Consider the following 20563-nt stretch of genomic DNA (forward strand, 5'->3'; position numbering starts at 1 on the left):
TCCCGCAACCGCTGGCATGCCGGGCGGATGGACAAACGCCCTCTCTCCGGCATCCCGCTCCTATTCAGGACCTCTGCGCCATCGCCTCCAGGCATCTTCCCGTCGCCTGGGCGAAATGCTGGAACGCCACGAACTGCTCATGCCTGAGCGCCCGCCCGGAAAGACGGCAATCGGCGTAGATCACCCCGATCTCGCGCTTGCCGGCCAACAGCGGCGCGACGAAGAACATCCCCTGCCCCAGCCACTCGCGCATCGGTCGCGTCACCAGGTCGTTCAGGCTGTAGCTGGCAGGCACCCCCATCCACAAGGTCTCGCGGTTACGCAGCGCGTAGCTGAAGAGGTTGGGATGCTCAGGTTGCCCGGCCGGCAGGACGAACCCTTCCAGCCAGCGCTCGCTGCCCTCCCCCAGCGCCCGGCGCACGGTGAAGCGGCTGCGCTGGTCGGTCAGCACCGCCACCATCACCCGCTCCAGCCCGGCCCCCTGGTGCAACCCCTGGAGCAGGGTATCCAGCACCAGATTGATATCTGCCTTGCGCGAAACCAGCATGCCCAGCTCCTGCAACGCCTGCTGCATGACCAGCAGATTCGGCTGCAGCTGGCTTGCCTGGCGCTGCTCCCGCTGGCGCTGGATCTGTTCCGGATCGGTATGGGGAATCAGGTGGCAAAGCTTGCTGGCGCCGAAGGTCGCCGCCACCTTGACCGCCTCATCGGCGCTGGCCAGGACCTGTTGCACGGCCTCCTCGCGGCTGAGCCCGACCTGACTGGCCAGTTGCTCCACCAGTTGCGTCATGGCCGGGGAGTCCCAGCCCTGCAGGGCGGCTTCGCTGATGCGCACCCCCAGGTTCACAGCCTTCACCGCGGAGTCGCCCTGGGCCGAACCGGCGTGGGCCAGGCTGGCCAGCTCGCCCAGACTCCAGCTGCGCACAAGGCCGAGAGTCAACTGGCGAAAGCTCGTACCCAGCACATCACGTACCGCCTCATCGGCATCAACCCCCGGCTGCGCCAGCGCGGCGGCCAGTTCATCGGCCTGCTCGCCGCCGCAGCCCCAGAACGCCAGTTCACCCAGGTTGTGCAGCAAGGCGGCGATAAACACCTCTTCCTGGCTGCGCGCCAGCAGATAGCCGGCAATGTTTCGTGCCTGGACGGCGGCATGGAAGGAACGCGCGAGGAGTTCGGAAAGCTGTTCCCGCGGGCCGCGAGCCAGCAGATTGTCGATCAGGCTCACCGAAAGCCCGATCAGGCGCACGCTCTCGAATCCGATCAGGACGATGGCGCGGGAGATGGTGCGGATGGGTTCCTGGGAGGGGTTGTAGTAGACGCTGTTGGCGACCTTCAGCACCTTGGAGGTCAGGGTCGCGTCGCGCAGCAGCACATCGGCCAGCTGCTGCACGGAAGATTTGTCCTGTCGGGCCATCTGGTGCAGGTCCTGCACCACCACCGCCAGAGCGGGTAATTCAGCCTCATTGAGGCGGTCGATCCATGACTGCAAACCATGGCTGCGTTCACCCAAGATTGGCACCTCTGCACAAATTTCCGGATGGTGGCCAGAATGCTGGCCAGTCACGCGCAGGCTGGCCCTTTTTTCTTGCCTGTACAAGCTGTTACTGTACTTGCCAGCCGTTACCGCCGACACCTGCGGCGCGTGACTTCCAACACGATTTCGCTGGCCCGGCGCCCGCGCGATTCCGCCAGCGAGGCCAGCGCCCACATGTCCGACACAATTGCCATGGATGGGACCTCCGCCTGATGCGTCGCCTTGTTCTCATGCTCATCGGCCTGCTGGCTCAACCCTGTTTCGCCAGCCTTATCGAGAGCCACGGCTACGCCCAGTTCGGCACGCTGAAATATCCGGCCAACTTCGACCACTTCGACTGGGTCAACCCCGACGCCCCTAAGGGCGGCACCCTGCGGGTCATGGCATTCGGCACCTTCGATACCCTCAACCCCTACACCTTCAAGGGCACCAGCCCCGTTTCCACGCCCAACTTCCTGCAATACGGCGTGACCGAGCTGAACGAGCCACTGATGGTGGGCACCGGCCAGTACGACCCTTCCGGCGACGAGCCGGCCTCCAGCTACGGCCTGATCGCGAAAAGCGTCGAGTACAGCGAAGACCGCAGCTGGGTGGTATTCAACCTGCGCGAGGAAGCCCGGTTCCACGACGGCAAGCCGATCACCGCCTATGACGTGGCCTTCTCCTACCGCACCCTGGTCAATAATGGCCACCCGCAGTACCGCACCAGCCTGCAGGAAGTGAAGCGGGTCGACATCCTCAACCGCCACCGCATCCGCTTCGTACTCAAGCGCGCCGGCAATCCGCTGCTGATCCTGCGTCTCAGCGAGCTGCCGGTGCTGCCCCAGCATTACTGGAAGGATCGCGACTTCAAGGCCACCACCTTCGAGCCGCCGCTCGGCAGCGGCCCCTACCGCATCACCCAGGTCCGACCGGGGCGCGGCCTGGTGTTCGAACGGGTCAAGGACTGGTGGGGCGAGAAACTGCCGGTCAATCGCGGCAAGTACAACTTCGACCGGGTCGAGGTGGAGTTCTACCGCGACAGCAATGTCGCCTTCGAAGCCTTCAAGGCGGGCGAATTCGACTTCTACATCGAACACCAGGCAAAGAACTGGGCCAACGGCTATCGTTTCCCGGCCATCGCCAGGGGGGACGTGATCCGCGCCGAGATTCCGCACCAGATTCCAACGCAGACCCAGGCGCTGTTCATGAACACCCGCCGCGCCGTGTTCAGCGACCGCCGGGTGCGCGAAGCGATGGGGCTGATGTTCGACTTCGAGTGGACCAACCGCACCCTGTTCAACAACGCCTACATGCGCGCAACCAGCTACTACCCGAACAGCGAGTTCAGCGCCGTGGGCAAGCCCGAAGGGCACGAGTGGCTGTTGCTGTCACCGCACCGCAAGGCGCTGCCGGAAGCGCTCTTCACCCAGCCGTTCCAGGTGCCCACCACCGAGGGACGCGGCATCCCGCGGGAAACCCTTCGCCGCGCCCTCGGTCTATTGGCGCAGGCTGGCTGGAAGCTGTCCGGCCAAAGGCTGCTGAACGATCGAGGCCAGCCGCTGCGATTCGAAATCCTGCTGGTCAACCCGAACCTTGAACGCATCCTCCAGCCCTATCGCGAAAACCTCGCCAGCATCGGCATCGACGTCAGCCTGCGCACGGTGGACCGCGCCCAGTACAAGCAGCGCCTGGACCACTTCGACTACGACATGATCCTGATGACCCTGGCACAGACCCTGAGCCCCGGCCTGGAGCAATACCTGTACTTCCACTCCAGCCAGGTGGGCGTGAAAGGCAGCAAGAACTACGCGGGCGTCGCCAACCCGGTGGCCGACGAAATGATCGACAAGCTCCTCGGCGCCCAGAACCGCGACGAGCAGCTGGCCGCCACGCGCGCCCTGGACCGCATCCTGCTCTGGGAGCACTACAGCATCCCCAACTGGTACATCAACTATCACCGCCTGGCGTACCGCAACCGGTTCGCCTTCGTCACCACGCCGCCCTATACGCTTGGCCTGCGCGCCTGGTGGCTGAAGCCCACGGAGAACGCCCGATGAGCAAAACGCTGCGCACCCGCTGCCTGCAAGGCTGTGGCGCCCTACTGCTGTCCCTGGCCGGACTCGCCATCGCCGAGCCCAGATACGCCATCACCCTTTACGACGAACCGGCCAAGTACCCGGCCGATTTCAAGCACTTCTCCTGGGTCAACCCGGACGCCCCCAAGGGCGGCGTGTTGCGCCTGTCCGGCGTCGGCGGCTTCGACAGCCTCAACCCCTTCATTCCGCGCGGCAACTCGGCGGACCAGCTCGGCCTGATCTACGACAGCCTGACCTTCCACTCCCCCGACGAGCCCTTCACCGAATATGGCCTGCTGGCGGAGAAGATCGAGAAGGCGCCGGACAACAGCTACGTGCGCTTCCACCTGAACCCCAAGGCACGCTTCAACGACGGCCAGCCGGTGACCGCCGAAGACGTGGTCTTCACCTTCAACATCCTGGTCGAGCACGGCGATCCGATGTACCGCCACTACTACGCAGACGTCGCCAAGGTAGAGGCCGAGGACAAGCAGCGCGTACGCTTCGACTTCAAGCACACCGGCAACCGCGAGCTGCCGCTGATCCTCGGCCAGATCCAGGTGCTGCCCAAGCACTACTGGGACGGCCGCGACTTCGGCAAGACCGGCCTGGAGCCGCCGCTGGGAAGTGGCCCCTACCGCATCACCAAGGTGGATGCCGGCCGCTCGATCCGCTACGAGCGGGTCAAGGACTGGTGGGCCAAGGACCTGCCGGTGACCCGCGGCTACTACAACTTCGACGTCATCACGGTGGATTACTACCGCGACATGTCGGTAGCCCTGGAAGCCTTCAAGGCCGGGCAGTTCGACTTCAACCTGGAATATTCCGCCAAGGACTGGGCCACCGGCTACGACAGCCCCGCCCTGCGCTCCGGCAAGATTGTCAAAGAAGCCATCCCGAACCATAACCCCACCGGCATGCAGGGCTTCGCCTTCAACATTCGCCGGCCGCTATTCCAGGACCGCCGCGTACGCGAGGCCATCGCCCAGCTGTTCGACTTCGAATGGGCCAACAAGCAGCTGTTCTTCGGCTCCTACAAGCGCACCAGCAGCTACTTCGAGAACTCGGAAATGGCCGCCCACGAGCTGCCCGATGCCGAGGAACTGAAGATCCTCGAACCGCTGAAAGGCCAGGTGCCGGAGGAAGTCTTCACCCAGGTGTTCCGGCCGCCGGTCAGCGATGGCAGCGGCATCATCCGCGAGCAGAAGCGCCGCGCCTACCAGCTGCTCATGGAGGCCGGCTACAAGATCGAGAACGACAAGATGGTCGGCCCCGACGGCAAGCCGCTGGCCTTCGAGTTCCTCATCGCCCAGGCCAACCTGGAGCGGGTGATCCTGCCCTTCAAGCGCAACCTGGCGGAGCTGGGCATCGACCTGCAGATCCGCCGCGTGGATGTTTCCCAGTACATCAACCGCCTGCGCTCCCGCGATTTCGACATGATTCCCGCCACCTGGGGCCAGTCCAATTCGCCGGGCAACGAACAGATGGAGTTCTGGCATTCGCGCAGCGCCGACAGCGCCGGCAGCCGCAACTTCATCGGCCTGCGCGACCCGGCCATCGACAAGCTGGTCGAAGGCCTGATCCGCGCCGACTCGCGCCAGAGCCTGATCAAGCACGCCCGCGCACTTGACCGCGTGCTGCTGTGGGGGCACTACGTGGTGCCGAACTACTACGTGGACACCTACCGCGTAGCCTACTGGAAGCAGCTCCAGCGCCCGCAGCACACGCCGCTCTACGACTTCGGCCTGATGACCTGGTGGCAGGAACCGGGCACGGAAGCTGCAAGCCAGCCCGAGCAACCCACCTCCGCGCCGGATGCCCAGTAAATGCTCGCCTACATACTGCGTCGACTGCTGCTGATCATTCCTACCCTGTTCGGCATTCTGCTGATCAACTTCATCATCATCCAGGCCGCCCCCGGCGGCCCGGTGGAGCAGATGATCGCCAAGCTGGAAGGCTTCGACGCCGCAGCGGGCGGGGCTACCGGACGCATTTCCGGCGGCGGCGCCGAGGTTGCCACAGCCGGCTCCAACTACCGTGGCGCGCAGGGCCTGGACCCGGAACTGGTGGCCGAGATCGAGAAGATGTACGGCTTCGACAAGCCGGCGCCCGAGCGCTTCTGGCTGATGATCAGCAACTACCTGAAGGCGGATTTCGGCACCAGTTTCTTCCGTGACGCCAAGGTCACCGACCTGATCATCGAGAAGATGCCGGTGTCCATTTCCCTCGGGCTCTGGAGCACCCTGATCATGTATCTGGTGTCCATTCCGCTGGGCATCACCAAGGCGGTGCGCCACGGCAGTGCCTTCGACGTCTGGAGCAGCACGGCGATCATCGTCGGCTACGCCATTCCGGCCTTCCTGTTCGCCATCCTGCTGATCGTGCTCTTCGCCGGCGGCAGCTACTTCGACTGGTTCCCCCTGCGCGGGCTCACCTCGAACAACTTCGACGAGCTGAGCCTGACTGGCAAGATCCTCGACTACTTCTGGCACCTGGCCCTGCCGGTGACCGCCCTGGTGATCGGCAACTTTGCCACCCTCACCCTGCTGACCAAGAACAGCTTCCTCGACGAGATCAACAAGCAGTACGTGATCACCGCCCGCGCCAAGGGCCTGTCGGAACACCGCGTGCTCTACGGTCACGTGTTCCGCAACGCGATGCTACTGATCATCGCCGGCTTCCCGGCAGCTTTCATCGGTATGTTCTTTACCGGCTCCCTGCTGATCGAGGTGATCTTCTCCCTCGACGGCCTGGGCCTCCTGAGCTTCGAGTCTGCGCTGAACCGCGACTATCCCGTGGTGTTCGGCACGCTCTTCATCTTCACCCTGCTGGGACTGCTCGTGAAACTGATCGGCGATCTCACCTATACCCTGGTCGATCCGCGCATCGACTTCGAAAGCCGGGAGGGTTGAGCATGGCACTCTCCCCCATCAACCAGCGGCGCTTCCAGCGCTTCAAGGCCAACAAGCGCGGCTGGTGGTCGCTCTGGCTGTTCCTGATCCTCTTCGTCCTGAGCCTGGGCGCCGAGCTGATCGCCAACGACAAGCCGCTGGCCGTGAGCTATGACGACCAATGGTATTTCCCCATCCTCAAGCGCTATCCGGAAACCACCTTCGGTGGCGAATTCCCCCTGGAAGCCAACTACAAGACGCCTTACATCCGCGAACTCATCGAGTCCAAGGGCGGCAGCATGATCTGGGCGCCCATCCCGTTCAGCTACGACACCATCAACTACGAACTCAAGGTGCCGGCCCCCGCGCCGCCCTCGGCGGACAACTGGCTCGGCACCGACGACCAGGGCCGCGACGTCCTGGCACGGGTCATCTACGGCTTCCGTATTTCCGTGCTGTTCGCCCTGACCCTGACCCTGCTGAGCTCCATCATCGGCGTGATCGCCGGCGCCCTGCAGGGCTTCTATGGTGGCTGGGTAGACCTTGCCGGACAGCGCTTCCTGGAGATCTGGTCCGGCCTGCCGGTGCTCTACCTGCTGATCATCCTCGCCAGCTTCGTGCAGCCGAACTTCTGGTGGCTGCTGGGCATCATGCTGCTGTTCTCCTGGATGAGCCTGGTGGACGTGGTGCGCGCCGAGTTCCTGCGCGGCCGCAACCTGGAATACGTGCGCGCCGCGCGCGCGCTGGGCATGCAGAACGGCGCCATCATGTTCCGCCACATCCTGCCCAACGCCATGGTCTCCACCATGACCTTCATGCCGTTCATCCTCACCGGCGCCATCGGCACCCTCACCGCGCTGGACTTCCTCGGCTTCGGCCTGCCGCCGGGGGCGCCTTCCCTTGGAGAGCTGGTGGCCCAGGGCAAGTCCAACTTGCAGGCGCCCTGGCTGGGCATCTCCGCCTTCCTGGTGCTGGCGGCCATGCTGACCCTGCTGGTGTTCATCGGCGAAGCCGCGCGCGATGCCTTCGACCCGAGGAAATGAGATGAGCGAGAACCTGATTGAAATCCGCGACCTCGCTGTCGAGTTCGTCACCGGCGAAAAGGTCCATCGCGTGGTCGAAGGCGTCAGCTTCGACATCCGCAAGGGCGAAACCCTTGCGCTGGTGGGCGAAAGCGGCTCCGGCAAATCGGTCACCGCGCACTCCATCCTGCGGCTGCTGCCCTACCCGCTGGCCCGCCACCCGAGCGGCAGCATCAACTATTCGGGCAAGGACCTGCTGAAGCTGCCTGAAGCCAAGCTGCGCGGCATTCGTGGCAACCGCATCGCCATGGTCTTCCAGGAGCCCATGACCTCACTGAACCCGCTGCACAGCATCGAAAAGCAGATCAACGAGGTGCTCGCCCTGCACAAGGGCCTGACCGGCAAGGCCGCCACCAAGCGCACCCTGGACCTGCTGGAGCTGGTCGGCATTCCTGACCCGCACAAGCGGCTGAAGGCCTATCCCCACGAGCTTTCCGGCGGACAGCGGCAGCGGGTGATGATCGCCATGGCGCTGGCCAACGAGCCGGAGCTGCTGATCGCCGACGAACCCACTACGGCGCTGGACGTCACCGTGCAGCTGAAAATCCTTGAGCTGCTCAAGGAATTGCAGGCCCGACTGGGCATGGCGCTGCTGCTTATCAGCCACGACCTGAACCTGGTTCGGCGAATTGCGCATCGCGTATGTGTCATGCAGCGCGGTTGCATCGTCGAACAAGCGTCGTGTGATGAGCTGTTCCACGCACCACAGCATCCCTACACCCGGGAACTGCTCGGCGCCGAGCCTTCCGGCCGGCCAGCGGAGAACCCCGTGGGGGCGCCACTGCTGGAGGTCGAAGACCTGCGCGTGTGGTTCCCGATCAAGAAAGGGCTGCTGCGGCGCACCGTGGATCATGTCAAGGCCGTGGACGGTGTCAATTTCAGCCTGCCCCAGGGCCAGACCCTGGGCATCGTGGGCGAAAGCGGCTCCGGCAAGTCCACACTGGGCCTGGCGATCCTCCGGCTGCTGGGCAGTCGCGGCGGTATCCGCTTCCAGGGTGAAGCCCTGGATGGACTGTCGCAGCGTGAGGTGCGGCCATTCCGGCGGCAGATGCAGGTGGTCTTCCAGGACCCCTTCGGCAGTCTCAGCCCGCGCATGTGCGTGGGCGACATTGTCGGCGAGGGCTTGCGGATCCACCGCATCGGCACCGAGGCGGAGCAGGAACAGGCCATCATCGACGCGCTCCTGGAGGTAGGACTGGACCCGGAAACCCGGCACCGCTACCCCCACGAGTTTTCCGGCGGGCAGCGGCAGCGGATTGCCATTGCCCGCGCATTGGTGCTGAAACCGGCACTGATCCTGCTGGACGAGCCCACTTCCGCGCTCGACCGGACGGTTCAGCGCCAGGTGGTGGAGTTATTGCGCAGGCTACAGACCAAGTACGACCTGACCTACCTGTTCATCAGCCATGATCTGGCGGTGGTCCGGGCACTGAGTCACCAGTTGATGGTGATCAAGCACGGACAGGTGGTCGAACAGGGTCCGGCCGATGCCATCTTCGCCGCCCCACAGCACAGCTATACGAAGCAGTTGCTGGAAGCCGCATTCCTGGCTCCGGAAACTGCCCATTAACCAGAAGAGGATGAAAGCACATGGGTTTTCTCGCCGGTAAGCGCGTACTGATCGTTGGCGTAGCCAGCAAACTGTCCATCGCATCGGGCATCGCTGCAGCCATGCACCGCGAAGGCGCCGAGCTCGCCTTCACCTATCAGAACGAAAAACTGAAAGGCCGCGTGGAAGAGTTCGCCGAGAGCTGGGGTTCCAGCGCCGAGTTCTGCTTCCCCTGCGACGTGGCCAAGGACGAAGAAATCGCCGCGGTCTTCGAGGCCCTGGGCAAGAAGTGGGATGGCCTGGACTGCATCGTGCACTCCGTAGGCTACGCCCCGGGTGACCAACTGGACGGCGACTTCACCGAAGTCACCACTCGCGAAGGCTTCCGCATCGCCCACGACATCAGCGCCTACAGCTTCGTGGCCCTGGCCAAGGCCGGTCGCGAAATGATGAAGGGCCGCAACGGCAGCCTGCTGACCCTGTCCTACCTGGGCGCCGAGCGCACCATGCCGAACTACAACGTCATGGGTATGGCCAAGGCCAGCCTGGAAGCCGGCGTCCGTTACCTGGCCGGCAGCCTCGGCCCGGAAGGCACCCGCGTCAACGCTATCTCCGCCGGCCCGATCCGCACCCTGGCCGCTTCCGGCATCAAGAGCTTCCGCAAGATGCTCGCCGCCAACGAAAAGCAGACCCCCCTGCGCCGCAACGTGACCATCGAAGAAGTCGGCAACGCCGGCGCCTTCCTCTGCTCCGACCTGGCTTCGGGCATCAGCGGCGAAATCCTGTACGTCGACGGCGGCTTCAACACCACCGCCATGGGCAATATCGAAGACTGATAGTGGCCCTGACGAAAAGGCCCGCACTCATGTGCGGGCTTTTTTGTGGGCGATGTTCCTGTGGGGGGCGAATTTATTCGCAATTGAATCTCCCGCAGGCAAATCGTATCCCGGATGAATCCCGGACGCGGCGATGGGATTTTCCCTGGAGCTCATCCGGGCGACGGAACCATGTTTCCCCTGCAGATTCCTGGTCACCCAAAATGAAAAGGCCGCATAAGCGGCCTTTTCTTCAACGAGTCGATCAGAAGCGTTCTATCTTCGCCTTTTCTTCCAGCTGGCGACGGAACGCAGCGAAGTCCTGCTGGCCACTGCGCGAGGCCAGGAAGCGGCGGTACATCGCCTTTTCCTGCTCGGAGAGCTTCTCTTCCGGCTGATTCACACCGTTCAGGCGGACTACCACGTAATCGCCGTTGTTCAGCTTCACGCCGGCGAACTCCGGCTTGTCGGCCGCGGCCGGCTTGGCCATGCGGAACAGCGCCTGCAGCAGCACAGGGTCAACGCCTTCCTGGCTGCGAGTCGCGGCTTCCACCACCTGCCAAGACTGACCATCCTCCGCCTGCTCGACCGGAGTCTTGCCTTCGCGCAGGCTGGCGATCAGGGCGTCGCCCTTGGTCTTGGCGGCTTCGCTGGCCTTCTGGCCCTGCAGATGCTGGCGAATACTGTCGCTGACCTTGTCCAGTGCCAGCTGTTCAGGCTTCTTGTGCTCTTTCACGCGCAGGACGACGACAGTATCCGGGTCCAGATCGATGGCCGAGCTGTTGGCGCCGTCTTCCAGCACTTCCGGGCTGAAGGCAGCCTGGAGCACCTGGCGATTGGCAGTCAGGCCTTCACCACCTTCACGACCGAAGGGTGCGCTGGTCTTCACTTCCAGATTCAGTTCCTGGGCCGGCTGGGCAAGATCAGACGCCTCGAATGCGGCATCTTCCAGCTCCTTGCTCACCTCGACGAAGCGCTGCTCGACCTGCTGGGCCTTGATGTCATGCTCCAGCTTCGGCTTCAGGCTCTCGAAGCTCGGCACCTCAGGTGCCTGCACGCCCAGCAGCTTGATCAGGTGCCAGCCGTACTGGGTACGCACCGGAGCAGAAACTTCGCCCTGTTTCAGCGCGTACAGCGACTCTTCGAACGCGGGCTCGTAGACGCCAGGACCCGCGAAACCGAGGTCGCCGCCGTTGGCTGCGGAGCCGGAATCGTCGGAGAACTCCTTGGCCAGGGCAGCGAAGTCCTCGCCCTTGTCCAGGCGCTGCTTGATCTGCTCGATCTTGGCCTTGGCCTGCTCTTCGTTCAGCTTGTCACTGACCTCCACCAAGATGTGGGCGGCCTGACGCTGCTCGGCAAGGTTGCTGATCTCTTTCTGGTACTGGGCCTGGAGGTCTTCATCCTTGGCTTCGACCTGGCTGAAGAAGGCAGACTTCTTCAGTTCGACGTACTCGATCACCACCTGCTCGGGGCTCATGAACTGATCGACGTGACCGTCGTAGTACGCCTTGACCTCGTCGTCGGAAACGCTGACCGAAGCCGGATCGGCCTTGATTGTCAGGGTCGCGAAATCGCGGGTCTGCTTTTCCAGGCGGGCGAAGGCTTCAACTTCAGCATCAGTCACGAAACCGCTGCCGGCCAGACCGGCGCGCAGTTGGCCGATGAGCATTTCCTGCTCCAGCATCTGACGGAACTGCAGGCGGTTGTAGTTCATCTGGCGAATGACCTGGTCGAAGCGGTCGGCGTTGAACTTGCCGTCCACCTGAAATTCCGGCGTCTGCAGAATGAGCTGGTCAATGGCGCTCTGCGAGAAGGCGAAATTGGCATTCTCAGCACTTTGCAGCAGGAGCTTGCGCTCGATCAGGCCTTTCAATGCGGCTTCGCGCAGCAGCTTGTCGTCCAGCAGGGAAGCATCGAAGTCCTTGCCCAGTTGCTGTTGCAGCTGACGGCGCTGCATGTTCACAGCTTCGCTCAGCTGGTCCAGGGTGATTTCGTCACCGTTGACCTCAGCCGCGTTCTGGCGATTGCTGGTGGCATTGAAGATGGCGTCGAAGCCGGTCAGCGCCAACAGCATGATGATGACGCCAATTATGGTTTTGGCAATCCACCCCTGTGAATTGTCCCGTATGTTCTGCAGCATGGGTCCCCCAGAAACGGTTGCATGGGATCACAACCGAGTAACGCGGGTAGAGTATCCGAATATGAGAAAGGCGCATCCAAGGATGCGCCTTCTCGTAGCTTGCGGAGTCTGAGATTCGAACTCTCCAGCGGTAGGAAGTAACCCTTCCCTTCCACCACTCCACTATCGGGCCAGACTGAACCCGGCCCGGTCGGGCAGAGCCCGAAAGACGCTTAGTTGACGGCGTCTTTCAGAGCTTTGCCAGCCTTGAAGCCAGGGATCTTGGCAGCAGCGATCTTGATCGGCTTGCCAGTCTGCGGGTTGCGGCCAGTACGAGCGGCACGCTCTTTGACAGCGAAAGTACCAAAGCCAACCAGCACTACGGAGTCACCAGCCTTCAGAGCGCCAGTAACGGATTCGATAACTGCGTCCAGCGCGCGGCCGGCTACAGCTTTCGGGATGTCAGCAGATGCGGCGATAGCATCGATCAGTTCCGACTTGTTCACTCTTAAGTCCCCTTATTTCTGTTGAGTTGTTTCTTAGTTGTTTGGTGTAAGCAAAGCGGGTGCTGGATGGCCTGCTGACACATAAGAGCCGCTCTTATAACAAGGGCTCGAAAAATGTGTCAAGGAAGCCCCCCGGCTAATGCGTGCTGATTCGCTCCTTGGAATCAGTCTCGCGCTTGTCATCCTTTGCAACCATCTCCGGAGCCGCATCGGGCAAGGGCTCCGGGGCGTATTGCAGCGCAATTTGCAGGACGTCGTCAATCCATTTAACTGGTTTAATCACCAAGTCTTGCTTGATATTTTCGGGAATTTCTTTCAGATCACGCACATTCTCTTCGGGAATGATCACGGTCTTGATTCCACCACGATGTGCGGCCAGTAATTTCTCTTTCAGGCCACCAATCGCGAGTACCTGTCCGCGCAGAGTAATTTCCCCCGTCATGGCCACATCGGCACGAACCGGAATCTGCGTCATGGCAGAAACCAGGGCAGTACACATACCGATACCGGCACTCGGACCATCCTTCGGAGTGGCGCCTTCCGGCATATGGATATGGATGTCGCGCTTTTCGTGGAAATCGGCCGGAATACCCAGGCTCTTCGCGCGGCTGCGCACCACCGTCAGAGCTGCGGTGATGGATTCGGCCATCACGTCGCCCAGCGAACCGGTTTTGGTCAGTTGGCCCTTACCGGGAACGACCGCCGCCTCGATAGTCAGCAGTTCGCCACCGACCTGGGTCCAGGCCAAACCAGTCACCTGGCCGATCTGATCCTGCTGCTCGGCCAGTCCGTAACGGTACTTGCGAACACCGAGATAGTGCTCGAGCGATTCGGCGGTGACCTGAACCGCAAAGCGCTTCTCACGCGCGTGCTCCTTCACGGCCTTGCGGCAGACCTTGGCGAGCTGGCGCTCGAGGCTGCGCACACCAGCTTCGCGGGTGTAGTAACGAATGATGTCGCGGATGGCCGCTTCGTCGAACTCCAGTTCGCCCTTCTTGAGGCCGTTGGCCTTGGTCTGCTTGGGCGCGAGGTATTTGACCGCGATATTGACCTTCTCGTCCTCGGTGTAACCCGGCAGCCGGATCACTTCCATGCGATCCAGCAGAGGGGCCGGAATGTTCATGGAGTTGGCGGTGCAGAGGAACATCACATCCGAGAGGTCGTAGTCGACTTCCAGATAGTGGTCGTTGAAGTTGTGGTTCTGCTCGGGATCAAGCACTTCCAGCAATGCCGATGCCGGATCACCGCGCATGTCACTGCCCATCTTGTCGATTTCATCGAGAAGGAACAGCGGGTTGCGCACGCCGACCTTGGTCATCTTCTGGATCAGACGCCCCGGCATGGAGCCGATGTAAGTACGGCGGTGGCCGCGGATCTCGGCCTCGTCACGCACCCCACCCAAAGCCATGCGCACGAACTTGCGGTTGGTGGCACGAGCGATGGACTCGGCCAGCGAGGTCTTGCCGACGCCGGGCGGTCCAACCAGGCAAAGCACCGGGCCCTTGACCTTTTTAACGCGCTTCTGCACGGCGAGGTATTCAAGGATACGTTCCTTGACCTCTTCCAGGCCGTAGTGGTCGGCATCGAGGATATCCTCGGCCTTTGCCAGATCCAGGCGAACCTTGCTCTCGGCCTTCCACGGCACATTGACCAGCCAATCGATGTAGGAACGCACCACGGTCGCTTCAGCGGACATCGGCGACATCTGTTTCAGCTTGTTCAGTTCGGCGGTGGCCTTGGCCAGCGCTTCCTTGGTCAGGCCAGCGTTGTCGATACGCTTCTTCAGCTCCTCGACTTCGTTGTGACCTTCGTCGATATCGCCGAGCTCTTTCTGAATGGCCTTCATCTGCTCATTCAGGTAGTACTCGCGCTGGCTGCGCTCCATTTGCTTTTTGACGCGGCCACGGATTCGCTTCTCGACCTGCAACAGGTCGATCTCTGCATCCAGCAAAGCCAGGACATGCTCGACGCGCTCGGAAAGTTCGGTCAGTTCGAGGATTTCCTGCTTCTGCTCGATCTTCAGTGCCATGTGAGCGGCCATGGTGTCCACCAGGCGGCCCGGCTCATCGATGCTGTTCAGCGAAGAAAGAACTTCGGAGGGCACTTTCTTGCCCAGCTGTACGTACTGTTCGAACTGGCTGAGCAGGCTACGAATAAATACTTCGGACTCGCGCTCACCCGCATCGACCTCCTCGACCAGGCTGACCTCAGCACGGCAATGGCCGTCAACCTCGATGAATCGCTCAATGGAACCGCGCTGCTCGCCCTCGACCAGCACCTTCACGGTGCCGTCCGGCAGTTTGAGCAGTTGCAGCACGGTGGCGACGGTACCCATGCGATACAGGGCATCTTCTCCTGGATCGTCATCGGCCGGGTTCTTCTGGGCAACCAGGAGGATCTGCTTGTCCCCCGTCATTGCCGCTTCGAGAGCCTCGATGGATTTCTCGCGCCCTACGAACAGCGGGATGACCATGTGCGGATAAACCACGACATCGCGCAATGGCAGGAGAGGTAATTCGGCAGTCGTATTCATGGTGTCAGCTCTACGGCGGCCCTCAGGCCGTAAACAGATGGGAAAACCCTTGGCCCTAAGATGGGGTTAGGCCAGGGAAAAAACAAGCTTTGAGGCAGGAAATACAAAGGGGCCCGCAGGCCCCTTTGTTTCATCAAGCGTCAGGCGCCGCCTTGGCAGGCTGCTCGTTGTTCTCGTAGATCAACAGAGGCTTGGACGATCCTTCGATGACACTTTCGTCGATGACTACCTTGCTTACATCTGTTTGAGAGGGAATCTCATACATGGTATCGAGCAGGATACCTTCGAGAATGGAACGCAGGCCACGAGCACCGGTCTTGCGCTCCAGCGCCCGATGGGCGACGGCTTTCAGCGCATCCGGACGGAACTCGAGGTCAACGCCCTCCATTTCGAACAGTTTGGCGTACTGCTTGGTCAGCGCGTTCTTCGGCTCGGTGAGGATCTGCATCAGGGCAGCCTCGTCCAGCTCGTCGAGGGTGGCGATGACCGGCAGGCGGCCTACGAACTCCGGAATAAGGCCGAATTTCACCAGATCTTCCGGTTCCACTTCGCGGAGAGCTTCACCCACCTTCTTACCGAGCTCCTTGCTGCGAACTTCGGCGTTGAAGCCGATTCCGCCCTGGGTGGAGCGGTTCTGGATCACCTTCTCCAGGCCGGCGAAGGCGCCGCCGCAAATGAACAGGATGTTGCGGGTATCGACCTGCAGGAATTCCTGTTGCGGGTGCTTGCGCCCACCTTGCGGCGGTACCGAGGCAACGGTGCCTTCGATCAGTTTCAACAAGGCCTGCTGCACGCCTTCGCCCGATACGTCACGGGTGATGGACGGGTTGTCGGACTTGCGGGAAATCTTGTCGATTTCGTCGATGTAGACGATGCCCATCTGGGCCTTTTCGACGTCGTAATCACACTTCTGCAACAGCTTCTGAATGATGTTCTCGACGTCCTCACCAACGTAGCCAGCCTCGGTGAGGGTGGTGGCGTCAGCAATGGTGAACGGTACGTTGAGCAGTCGTGCCAAGGTTTCAGCCAGAAGGGTCTTGCCGGAGCCGGTGGGGCCGATCAGCAGGATGTTGCTCTTGCCCAGTTCGACGTCATCTTTCCTATCGCGCTGGTTAAGACGCTTGTAGTGGTTGTACACCGCTACCGCAAGCACCTTCTTCGCACGCTCCTGGCCAATCACGTACTGGTCGAGGATGGTGCGGATTTCCTTGGGTGCGGGCAGTTTGTGCGCACTGCTTTCGGCCTGGGCTTCCTGCACCTCCTCACGGATGATGTCGTTGCACAGGTCGACGCACTCGTCGCAGATGAATACGGAGGGACCAGCAATCAGTTTGCGCACTTCGTGCTGGCTTTTGCCGCAGAAGGAGCAATAAAGCAGCTTGCCGTTGTCCTCGCCGTTGCGGGTGTCAGTCATTCGATCGATCCAATCGGGTAGGCGTGAAACACAAGATGAAGGCAAATGCGGGCATTTTCAACCCCGCGAAACGGCCGGGTATTCTCCGGCCGTGGTCGTGCGGATGGGCTTAGCCCGCGATCTGGCGCCTGTTGAGCACTTGGTCGATAAGGCCGTATTTGACTGCCTCGTCGCCACTCATGAAGTTGTCACGGTCGGTGTCGCGGGCGATGACGTCGATCGGCTGGCCACAGTGGTCGGCCAGGATCTTGTTCAGGCGCTCGCGGATGGTGAGGATTTCACGGGCGTGAATCTCGATATCCGACGCCTGGCCCTGAAAACCGCCCAACGGCTGGTGAATCATCATGCGCGAGTGCGGCAGGCAGTAACGCTTGCCCGCAGCGCCACCAGCCAGCAACAGCGCACCCATGCTGCACGCTTGACCGATGCAGAGGGTGGAAACGTCAGGCTTGATGAACTGCATGGTGTCGTAGATCGACATACCAGCGGTTACCGAACCGCCCGGGGAGTTGATGTAGAGCTGGATGTCCTTGTCGGGGTTCTCGGCCTCGAGGAACAGCAGCTGCGCCACTACCAGGTTGGCCATGTAGTCTTCGACCGGGCCGACCAGGAAGATCACGCGCTCCTTCAACAGGCGCGAATAGATGTCATAAGCACGCTCGCCACGGGCGGACTGCTCAATCACCATCGGCACCAGGCCACCGGCGGCTTGGATGTCTGGCATTTGCTGCACGAAAGAATTGCGGGACATGTCCTGCGATCACTCCCTAATTGGATAGTCATGTCTCAAAGACACATAAGCCAGCGCGGAGGCTGGCTTATGGTGTACTCGAACGAGGTGGAACAATCAGTCGGCTTTCGGAGCTTCTGCCGGCTTGACTGCCTCTTCGTAGGAAACCGACTTGTCGGTTACGTTGGCCTTCTGCAGGACAGTATCTACAACTTGTTCTTCCAGCACAACAGAACGGACTTCGTTCAGTTGCTGGTCGTTCTTGTAGTACCAGGCCACTACCTGCTCCGGCTCCTGATAAGCAGAAGCCATCTCTTCGATCAGCTCACGCACGCGGGCCTCATCGGGCTTCAGCTCGAACTGCTTGACCACTTCAGCAACGATCAGACCCAGGACAACGCGACGCTTGGCCTGCTCCTCGAAGAGTTCAGCCGGCAGTTGCTCCGGATTGATGTTGCCGCCGAACTGCTGAACGGCCTGGACGCGCAGACGGTTCACTTCGTTGGCGATCAGGGCCTTCGGTACTTCAACCGGGTTGGCAGCCAGCAGGCCGTCCATCACCTGGTTCTTCACCTTGGACTTGGTAGCCTGGCGCAGCTCGCGCTCCATGTTCTTGCGAACTTCGGCACGGAAGCCTTCCAGACCGCCTTCCTTGATACCGAACAGGGAGAAGAACTCGTCGTTCAGTTCCGGCAGTTGCGGAGCGGAAACGCTGTTCACGGTCACGGTGAACTCAGCGGTCTTACCCGCCAGGTCCAGGTTCTGGTAGTCAGCCGGGAAGGTCGGGTTGATCACGCGCTCTTCGCCAGCCTTGACGCCAACCAGGGCTTCTTCGAAGCCCGGGATCATACGGCCGGAGCCCAGGACCAGCAGGGTGCCCTTGGCGGAACCGCCGGCGAAGGCTTCGCCGTCGATCTTGCCGACGAAATCGATGTTCAGCTGGTCGCCATTCTCGGCGGCACGCTCAACGGCTTCGAAACGGGTGTTCTGCTTGCGCAGGATGTCCAGCATGTTGTCGACGTCGGCGTCGCCAACTTCGGCTTGCAGACGCTCGATGGCGATGCCTTCGAAGCCGGCAACCTGGAACTCGGGGAATACTTCGAAGGTGGCGATGTATTCCAGGTCCTTGCCCTTCTCGAACACTTTCGGCTCAACGGCAGGGGCGCCAGCCGGGTTCAACTTCTGCTCGACAACAGCTTCATAGAAGGAAGACTGGATCAGGTCGCCCAGGACTTCCTGACGAGCGGAGTCCTCGAAACGCTGGCGAATGACGCTCATCGGCACTTTGCCCGGGCGGAAGCCGGCGACCTTGGCGCGGCGGGCAGTCTGCTGCAGGCGCTTGGTCACTTCGTTCTCGACGCGCTCGGCAGGCACGCCGATGGTCATGCGGCGCTCAAGAGCGGAGGTGCTTTCTACAGAAACTTGCATGGATAATCCTCGTTGCACAGACATAAGCCGGGCGTTCCGGCCCCAGAATCAAGGGCATGCATTCTAGTGGGTCGATTTACAGAAGTCACCCGCCAGAAAGCGCCGGCAAATCGACGGAATAGAACAAAGAGAAATCAGGATGTTTCGGGGCAGGCAACGACCTGATTTTCCACGACGGAAGAAGCCGGCCACACCTGACCACAGGCCAGAAATGAAAACGCCAGGCTAAGAGCCTGGCGCTTTCATGAATATGGGGTGGACGATGGGAATCGAACCCACGACACCAGGAGCCACAATCCTGTGCTCTACCAACTGAGCTACGCCCACCATATTACGCATTTGCCGACTGCCATCGACCGCGGAAGCACTGAAGCCACCGCTTTACAACCGGAATCGCCAGAAACCCGCGGAACACCTACTGTCCAGCATGGCTCGAACATCATGGTGCGGACGGAGAGACTCGAACTCTCACGCCTTGCGGCGCTGGAACCTAAATCCAGTGTGTCTACCAATTCCACCACGTCCGCGAGAGACAGCGCCTGAAACGAAAACGCCAGGCACAGTGCCTGGCGCTTTCTCGAATATGGGGTGGACGATGGGAATCGAACCCACGACACCAGGAGCCACAATCCTGTGCTCTACCAACTGAGCTACGCCCACCATATTGCGCACTGCTTGTGCCAAATGTGCCTAATGGCACGCCCGGCAGGACTCGAACCTGCGACCATCCGCTTAGAAGGCGGATGCTCTATCCAGCTGAGCTACGGGCGCTTATATCTGCATGCAGACTATAAAGCTTCGGCTTAGGTTGAATCACCTGGATTCGCCTTGGCCGTCTTACCCAGCGACAGGCTGTGCTCGACAAGCGGGGCGCATGTTAAAGCCGGCCCCACCCAGCGTCAACAGGAAAATTTAAAAAAATCAGAAAGATATAGTCACCAGGACAAAATGCAGACCACCCGCCTTTGCCCGACCGCCCCTCCATGCGAGAATACGCGCCCTTTTTAGCCCTTCCCGATGGTTAATCTAGCGTCATGACCGCACAACTGATCGACGGCAAAACGATCGCCGCCCGCCTCCGCCAGCAGATAGCCCAACGTGTCGCCGAGCGCCGCCAGCAAGGACTCCGCGTTCCCGGCCTCGCCGTGATCCTGGTCGGCAGCGATCCCGCCTCCCAGGTCTACGTCGCCCACAAGCGCAAGGACTGCGAGGAAGTCGGCTTTCTCTCCCGGGCCCATGACCTGCCCGCCAGCACCAGCCAGGCCGAACTGCTGGCGCTGATCGATCGCCTCAATGAAGACCCGACCATCGACGGCATCCTGGTCCAGCTGCCGCTACCGGAGCACCTTGATGCGTCGCAACTGCTGGAGCGCATCCACCCCGACAAGGACGTGGATGGCTTCCACCCCTATAACGTCGGCCGCCTGGCCCAGCGCATCCCCCTCCTGCGCCCCTGCACGCCCAAGGGCATCATGACCCTGCTGGAAAGCACCGGTGCGAACCTTTACGGCATGAACGCCGTGATCGTGGGCGCTTCCAACATCGTGGGCCGCCCCATGGCACTGGAGCTGCTGCTGGCCGGCTGCACCGTGACCGTTACTCACCGCTTCACCAAGGATCTGGCTGACCATGTGGCCAACGCCGACCTGGTGGTAGTGGCCGCAGGCAAGCCTGGCCTGGTCAAGGGCGAGTGGATCAAGCCCGGCGCCATCGTCATTGACGTCGGCATCAACCGCCAGGAAGACGGCAAGCTGGTGGGCGACGTGGAGTACGACGTCGCCGAACAACGCGCCAGCTGGATTACCCCGGTCCCGGGCGGTGTCGGCCCCATGACCCGCGCCTGCCTGCTGGAGAACACCCTCTACGCAGCCGAAACGCTCCACACCTGAGGCAAATTGCCAAAGG

At 61.6% G+C, this 20563-nt stretch carries 14 protein-coding genes and 4 tRNA genes; 7 read left to right on the plus strand and 11 right to left on the minus strand.

What is annotated here, in order from left to right:
• Positions 1–64: 64 nt before the first annotated feature.
• Entirely contained in the window at positions 65–1510 is a 1446-nt protein-coding gene (locus ACFW0B_RS13610) for an HDOD domain-containing protein (protein ID WP_449148953.1), read from the minus strand.
• 236 nt (positions 1511–1746) lie between these two features.
• Between ACFW0B_RS13610 and ACFW0B_RS13615 the strand changes: the two genes are divergently transcribed.
• From ACFW0B_RS13615 to fabI, 6 genes are read left to right on the plus strand one after another with little or no spacing between them, the layout of a single operon-like run.
• The gene (locus ACFW0B_RS13615; RefSeq protein ID WP_449148955.1) at positions 1747–3573 is read left to right on the plus strand and encodes an extracellular solute-binding protein; all 1827 of its coding nucleotides are present in this window, start codon (positions 1747–1749) and stop codon (positions 3571–3573) included.
• A complete protein-coding gene (locus ACFW0B_RS13620; RefSeq protein WP_449148957.1) occupies positions 3570–5417 on the plus strand; it encodes an extracellular solute-binding protein in 1848 nt (615 codons plus the stop codon). Before ACFW0B_RS13615 ends, ACFW0B_RS13620 begins: the two co-directional genes overlap by 4 nt.
• Positions 5418–6503, plus strand: a complete 1086-nt coding sequence (locus ACFW0B_RS13625) for a microcin C ABC transporter permease YejB (RefSeq protein ID WP_449148959.1) — start codon at positions 5418–5420, stop codon at positions 6501–6503.
• A 2-nt stretch (positions 6504–6505) separates the two neighbouring features.
• Positions 6506–7525 carry an ABC transporter permease gene (locus tag ACFW0B_RS13630; protein WP_449148961.1) on the plus strand — a complete coding sequence of 340 codons (1020 nt, stop codon included), beginning with the start codon at positions 6506–6508 and terminating at the stop codon, positions 7523–7525.
• Between the two features lies 1 nt (position 7526).
• Positions 7527–9134, plus strand: coding sequence for an ABC transporter ATP-binding protein (locus ACFW0B_RS13635; protein ID WP_449148963.1), 1608 nt, complete (start codon positions 7527–7529; stop codon positions 9132–9134).
• A 20-nt stretch (positions 9135–9154) separates the two neighbouring features.
• Positions 9155–9949: an enoyl-ACP reductase FabI gene (gene fabI / locus ACFW0B_RS13640; RefSeq protein ID WP_449148965.1), complete on the plus strand. Its 795-nt coding sequence runs from the start codon at positions 9155–9157 to the stop codon at positions 9947–9949.
• A gap of 244 nt (positions 9950–10193) precedes the next feature.
• On the opposite strand, the gene ACFW0B_RS13645 is transcribed toward fabI, so the two are convergent.
• From ACFW0B_RS13645 to ACFW0B_RS13690, 10 genes are all read right to left on the minus strand, one after another.
• A complete protein-coding gene (locus tag ACFW0B_RS13645) occupies positions 10194–12068 on the minus strand; it encodes a SurA N-terminal domain-containing protein (protein ID WP_449148967.1) in 1875 nt (624 codons plus the stop codon).
• Positions 12069–12280: 212 nt separating this feature from the next.
• Entirely contained in the window at positions 12281–12553 is a 273-nt protein-coding gene (gene hupB / locus ACFW0B_RS13650) for a nucleoid-associated protein HU-beta (protein WP_003087931.1), read from the minus strand.
• 136 nt (positions 12554–12689) lie between these two features.
• A complete protein-coding gene (gene lon / locus ACFW0B_RS13655) occupies positions 12690–15086 on the minus strand; it encodes an endopeptidase La (protein ID WP_449148969.1) in 2397 nt (798 codons plus the stop codon).
• A 133-nt stretch (positions 15087–15219) separates the two neighbouring features.
• Positions 15220–16500 carry an ATP-dependent Clp protease ATP-binding subunit ClpX gene (gene clpX, locus ACFW0B_RS13660; RefSeq protein ID WP_449148971.1) on the minus strand — a complete coding sequence of 427 codons (1281 nt, stop codon included), beginning with the start codon at positions 16498–16500 and terminating at the stop codon, positions 15220–15222.
• 109 nt (positions 16501–16609) lie between these two features.
• Entirely contained in the window at positions 16610–17251 is a 642-nt protein-coding gene (gene clpP, locus ACFW0B_RS13665) for an ATP-dependent Clp endopeptidase proteolytic subunit ClpP (RefSeq protein WP_449148973.1), read from the minus strand.
• 96 nt (positions 17252–17347) lie between these two features.
• A complete protein-coding gene (gene tig, locus ACFW0B_RS13670) occupies positions 17348–18658 on the minus strand; it encodes a trigger factor (protein ID WP_449148975.1) in 1311 nt (436 codons plus the stop codon).
• A 251-nt stretch (positions 18659–18909) separates the two neighbouring features.
• Positions 18910–18985, minus strand: a tRNA-His gene (locus ACFW0B_RS13675).
• A gap of 115 nt (positions 18986–19100) precedes the next feature.
• Positions 19101–19185 (minus strand) — tRNA-Leu (locus tag ACFW0B_RS13680).
• A gap of 57 nt (positions 19186–19242) precedes the next feature.
• Positions 19243–19318, minus strand: a tRNA-His gene (locus ACFW0B_RS13685).
• Between the two features lie 34 nt (positions 19319–19352).
• Positions 19353–19429, minus strand: a tRNA-Arg gene (locus tag ACFW0B_RS13690).
• A 263-nt stretch (positions 19430–19692) separates the two neighbouring features.
• On the opposite strand from ACFW0B_RS13690, the gene folD reads away from it, so the two are divergent.
• Positions 19693–20547: a bifunctional methylenetetrahydrofolate dehydrogenase/methenyltetrahydrofolate cyclohydrolase FolD gene (gene folD, locus ACFW0B_RS13695; protein WP_449148977.1), complete on the plus strand. Its 855-nt coding sequence runs from the start codon at positions 19693–19695 to the stop codon at positions 20545–20547.
• The last annotated feature ends 16 nt before the right edge of the window (positions 20548–20563 follow it).

It is taken from the genome of Metapseudomonas phytobenefica, from assembly GCF_043392685.1.
Taxonomy (GTDB): Bacteria; Pseudomonadota; Gammaproteobacteria; order Pseudomonadales; family Pseudomonadaceae; genus Metapseudomonas.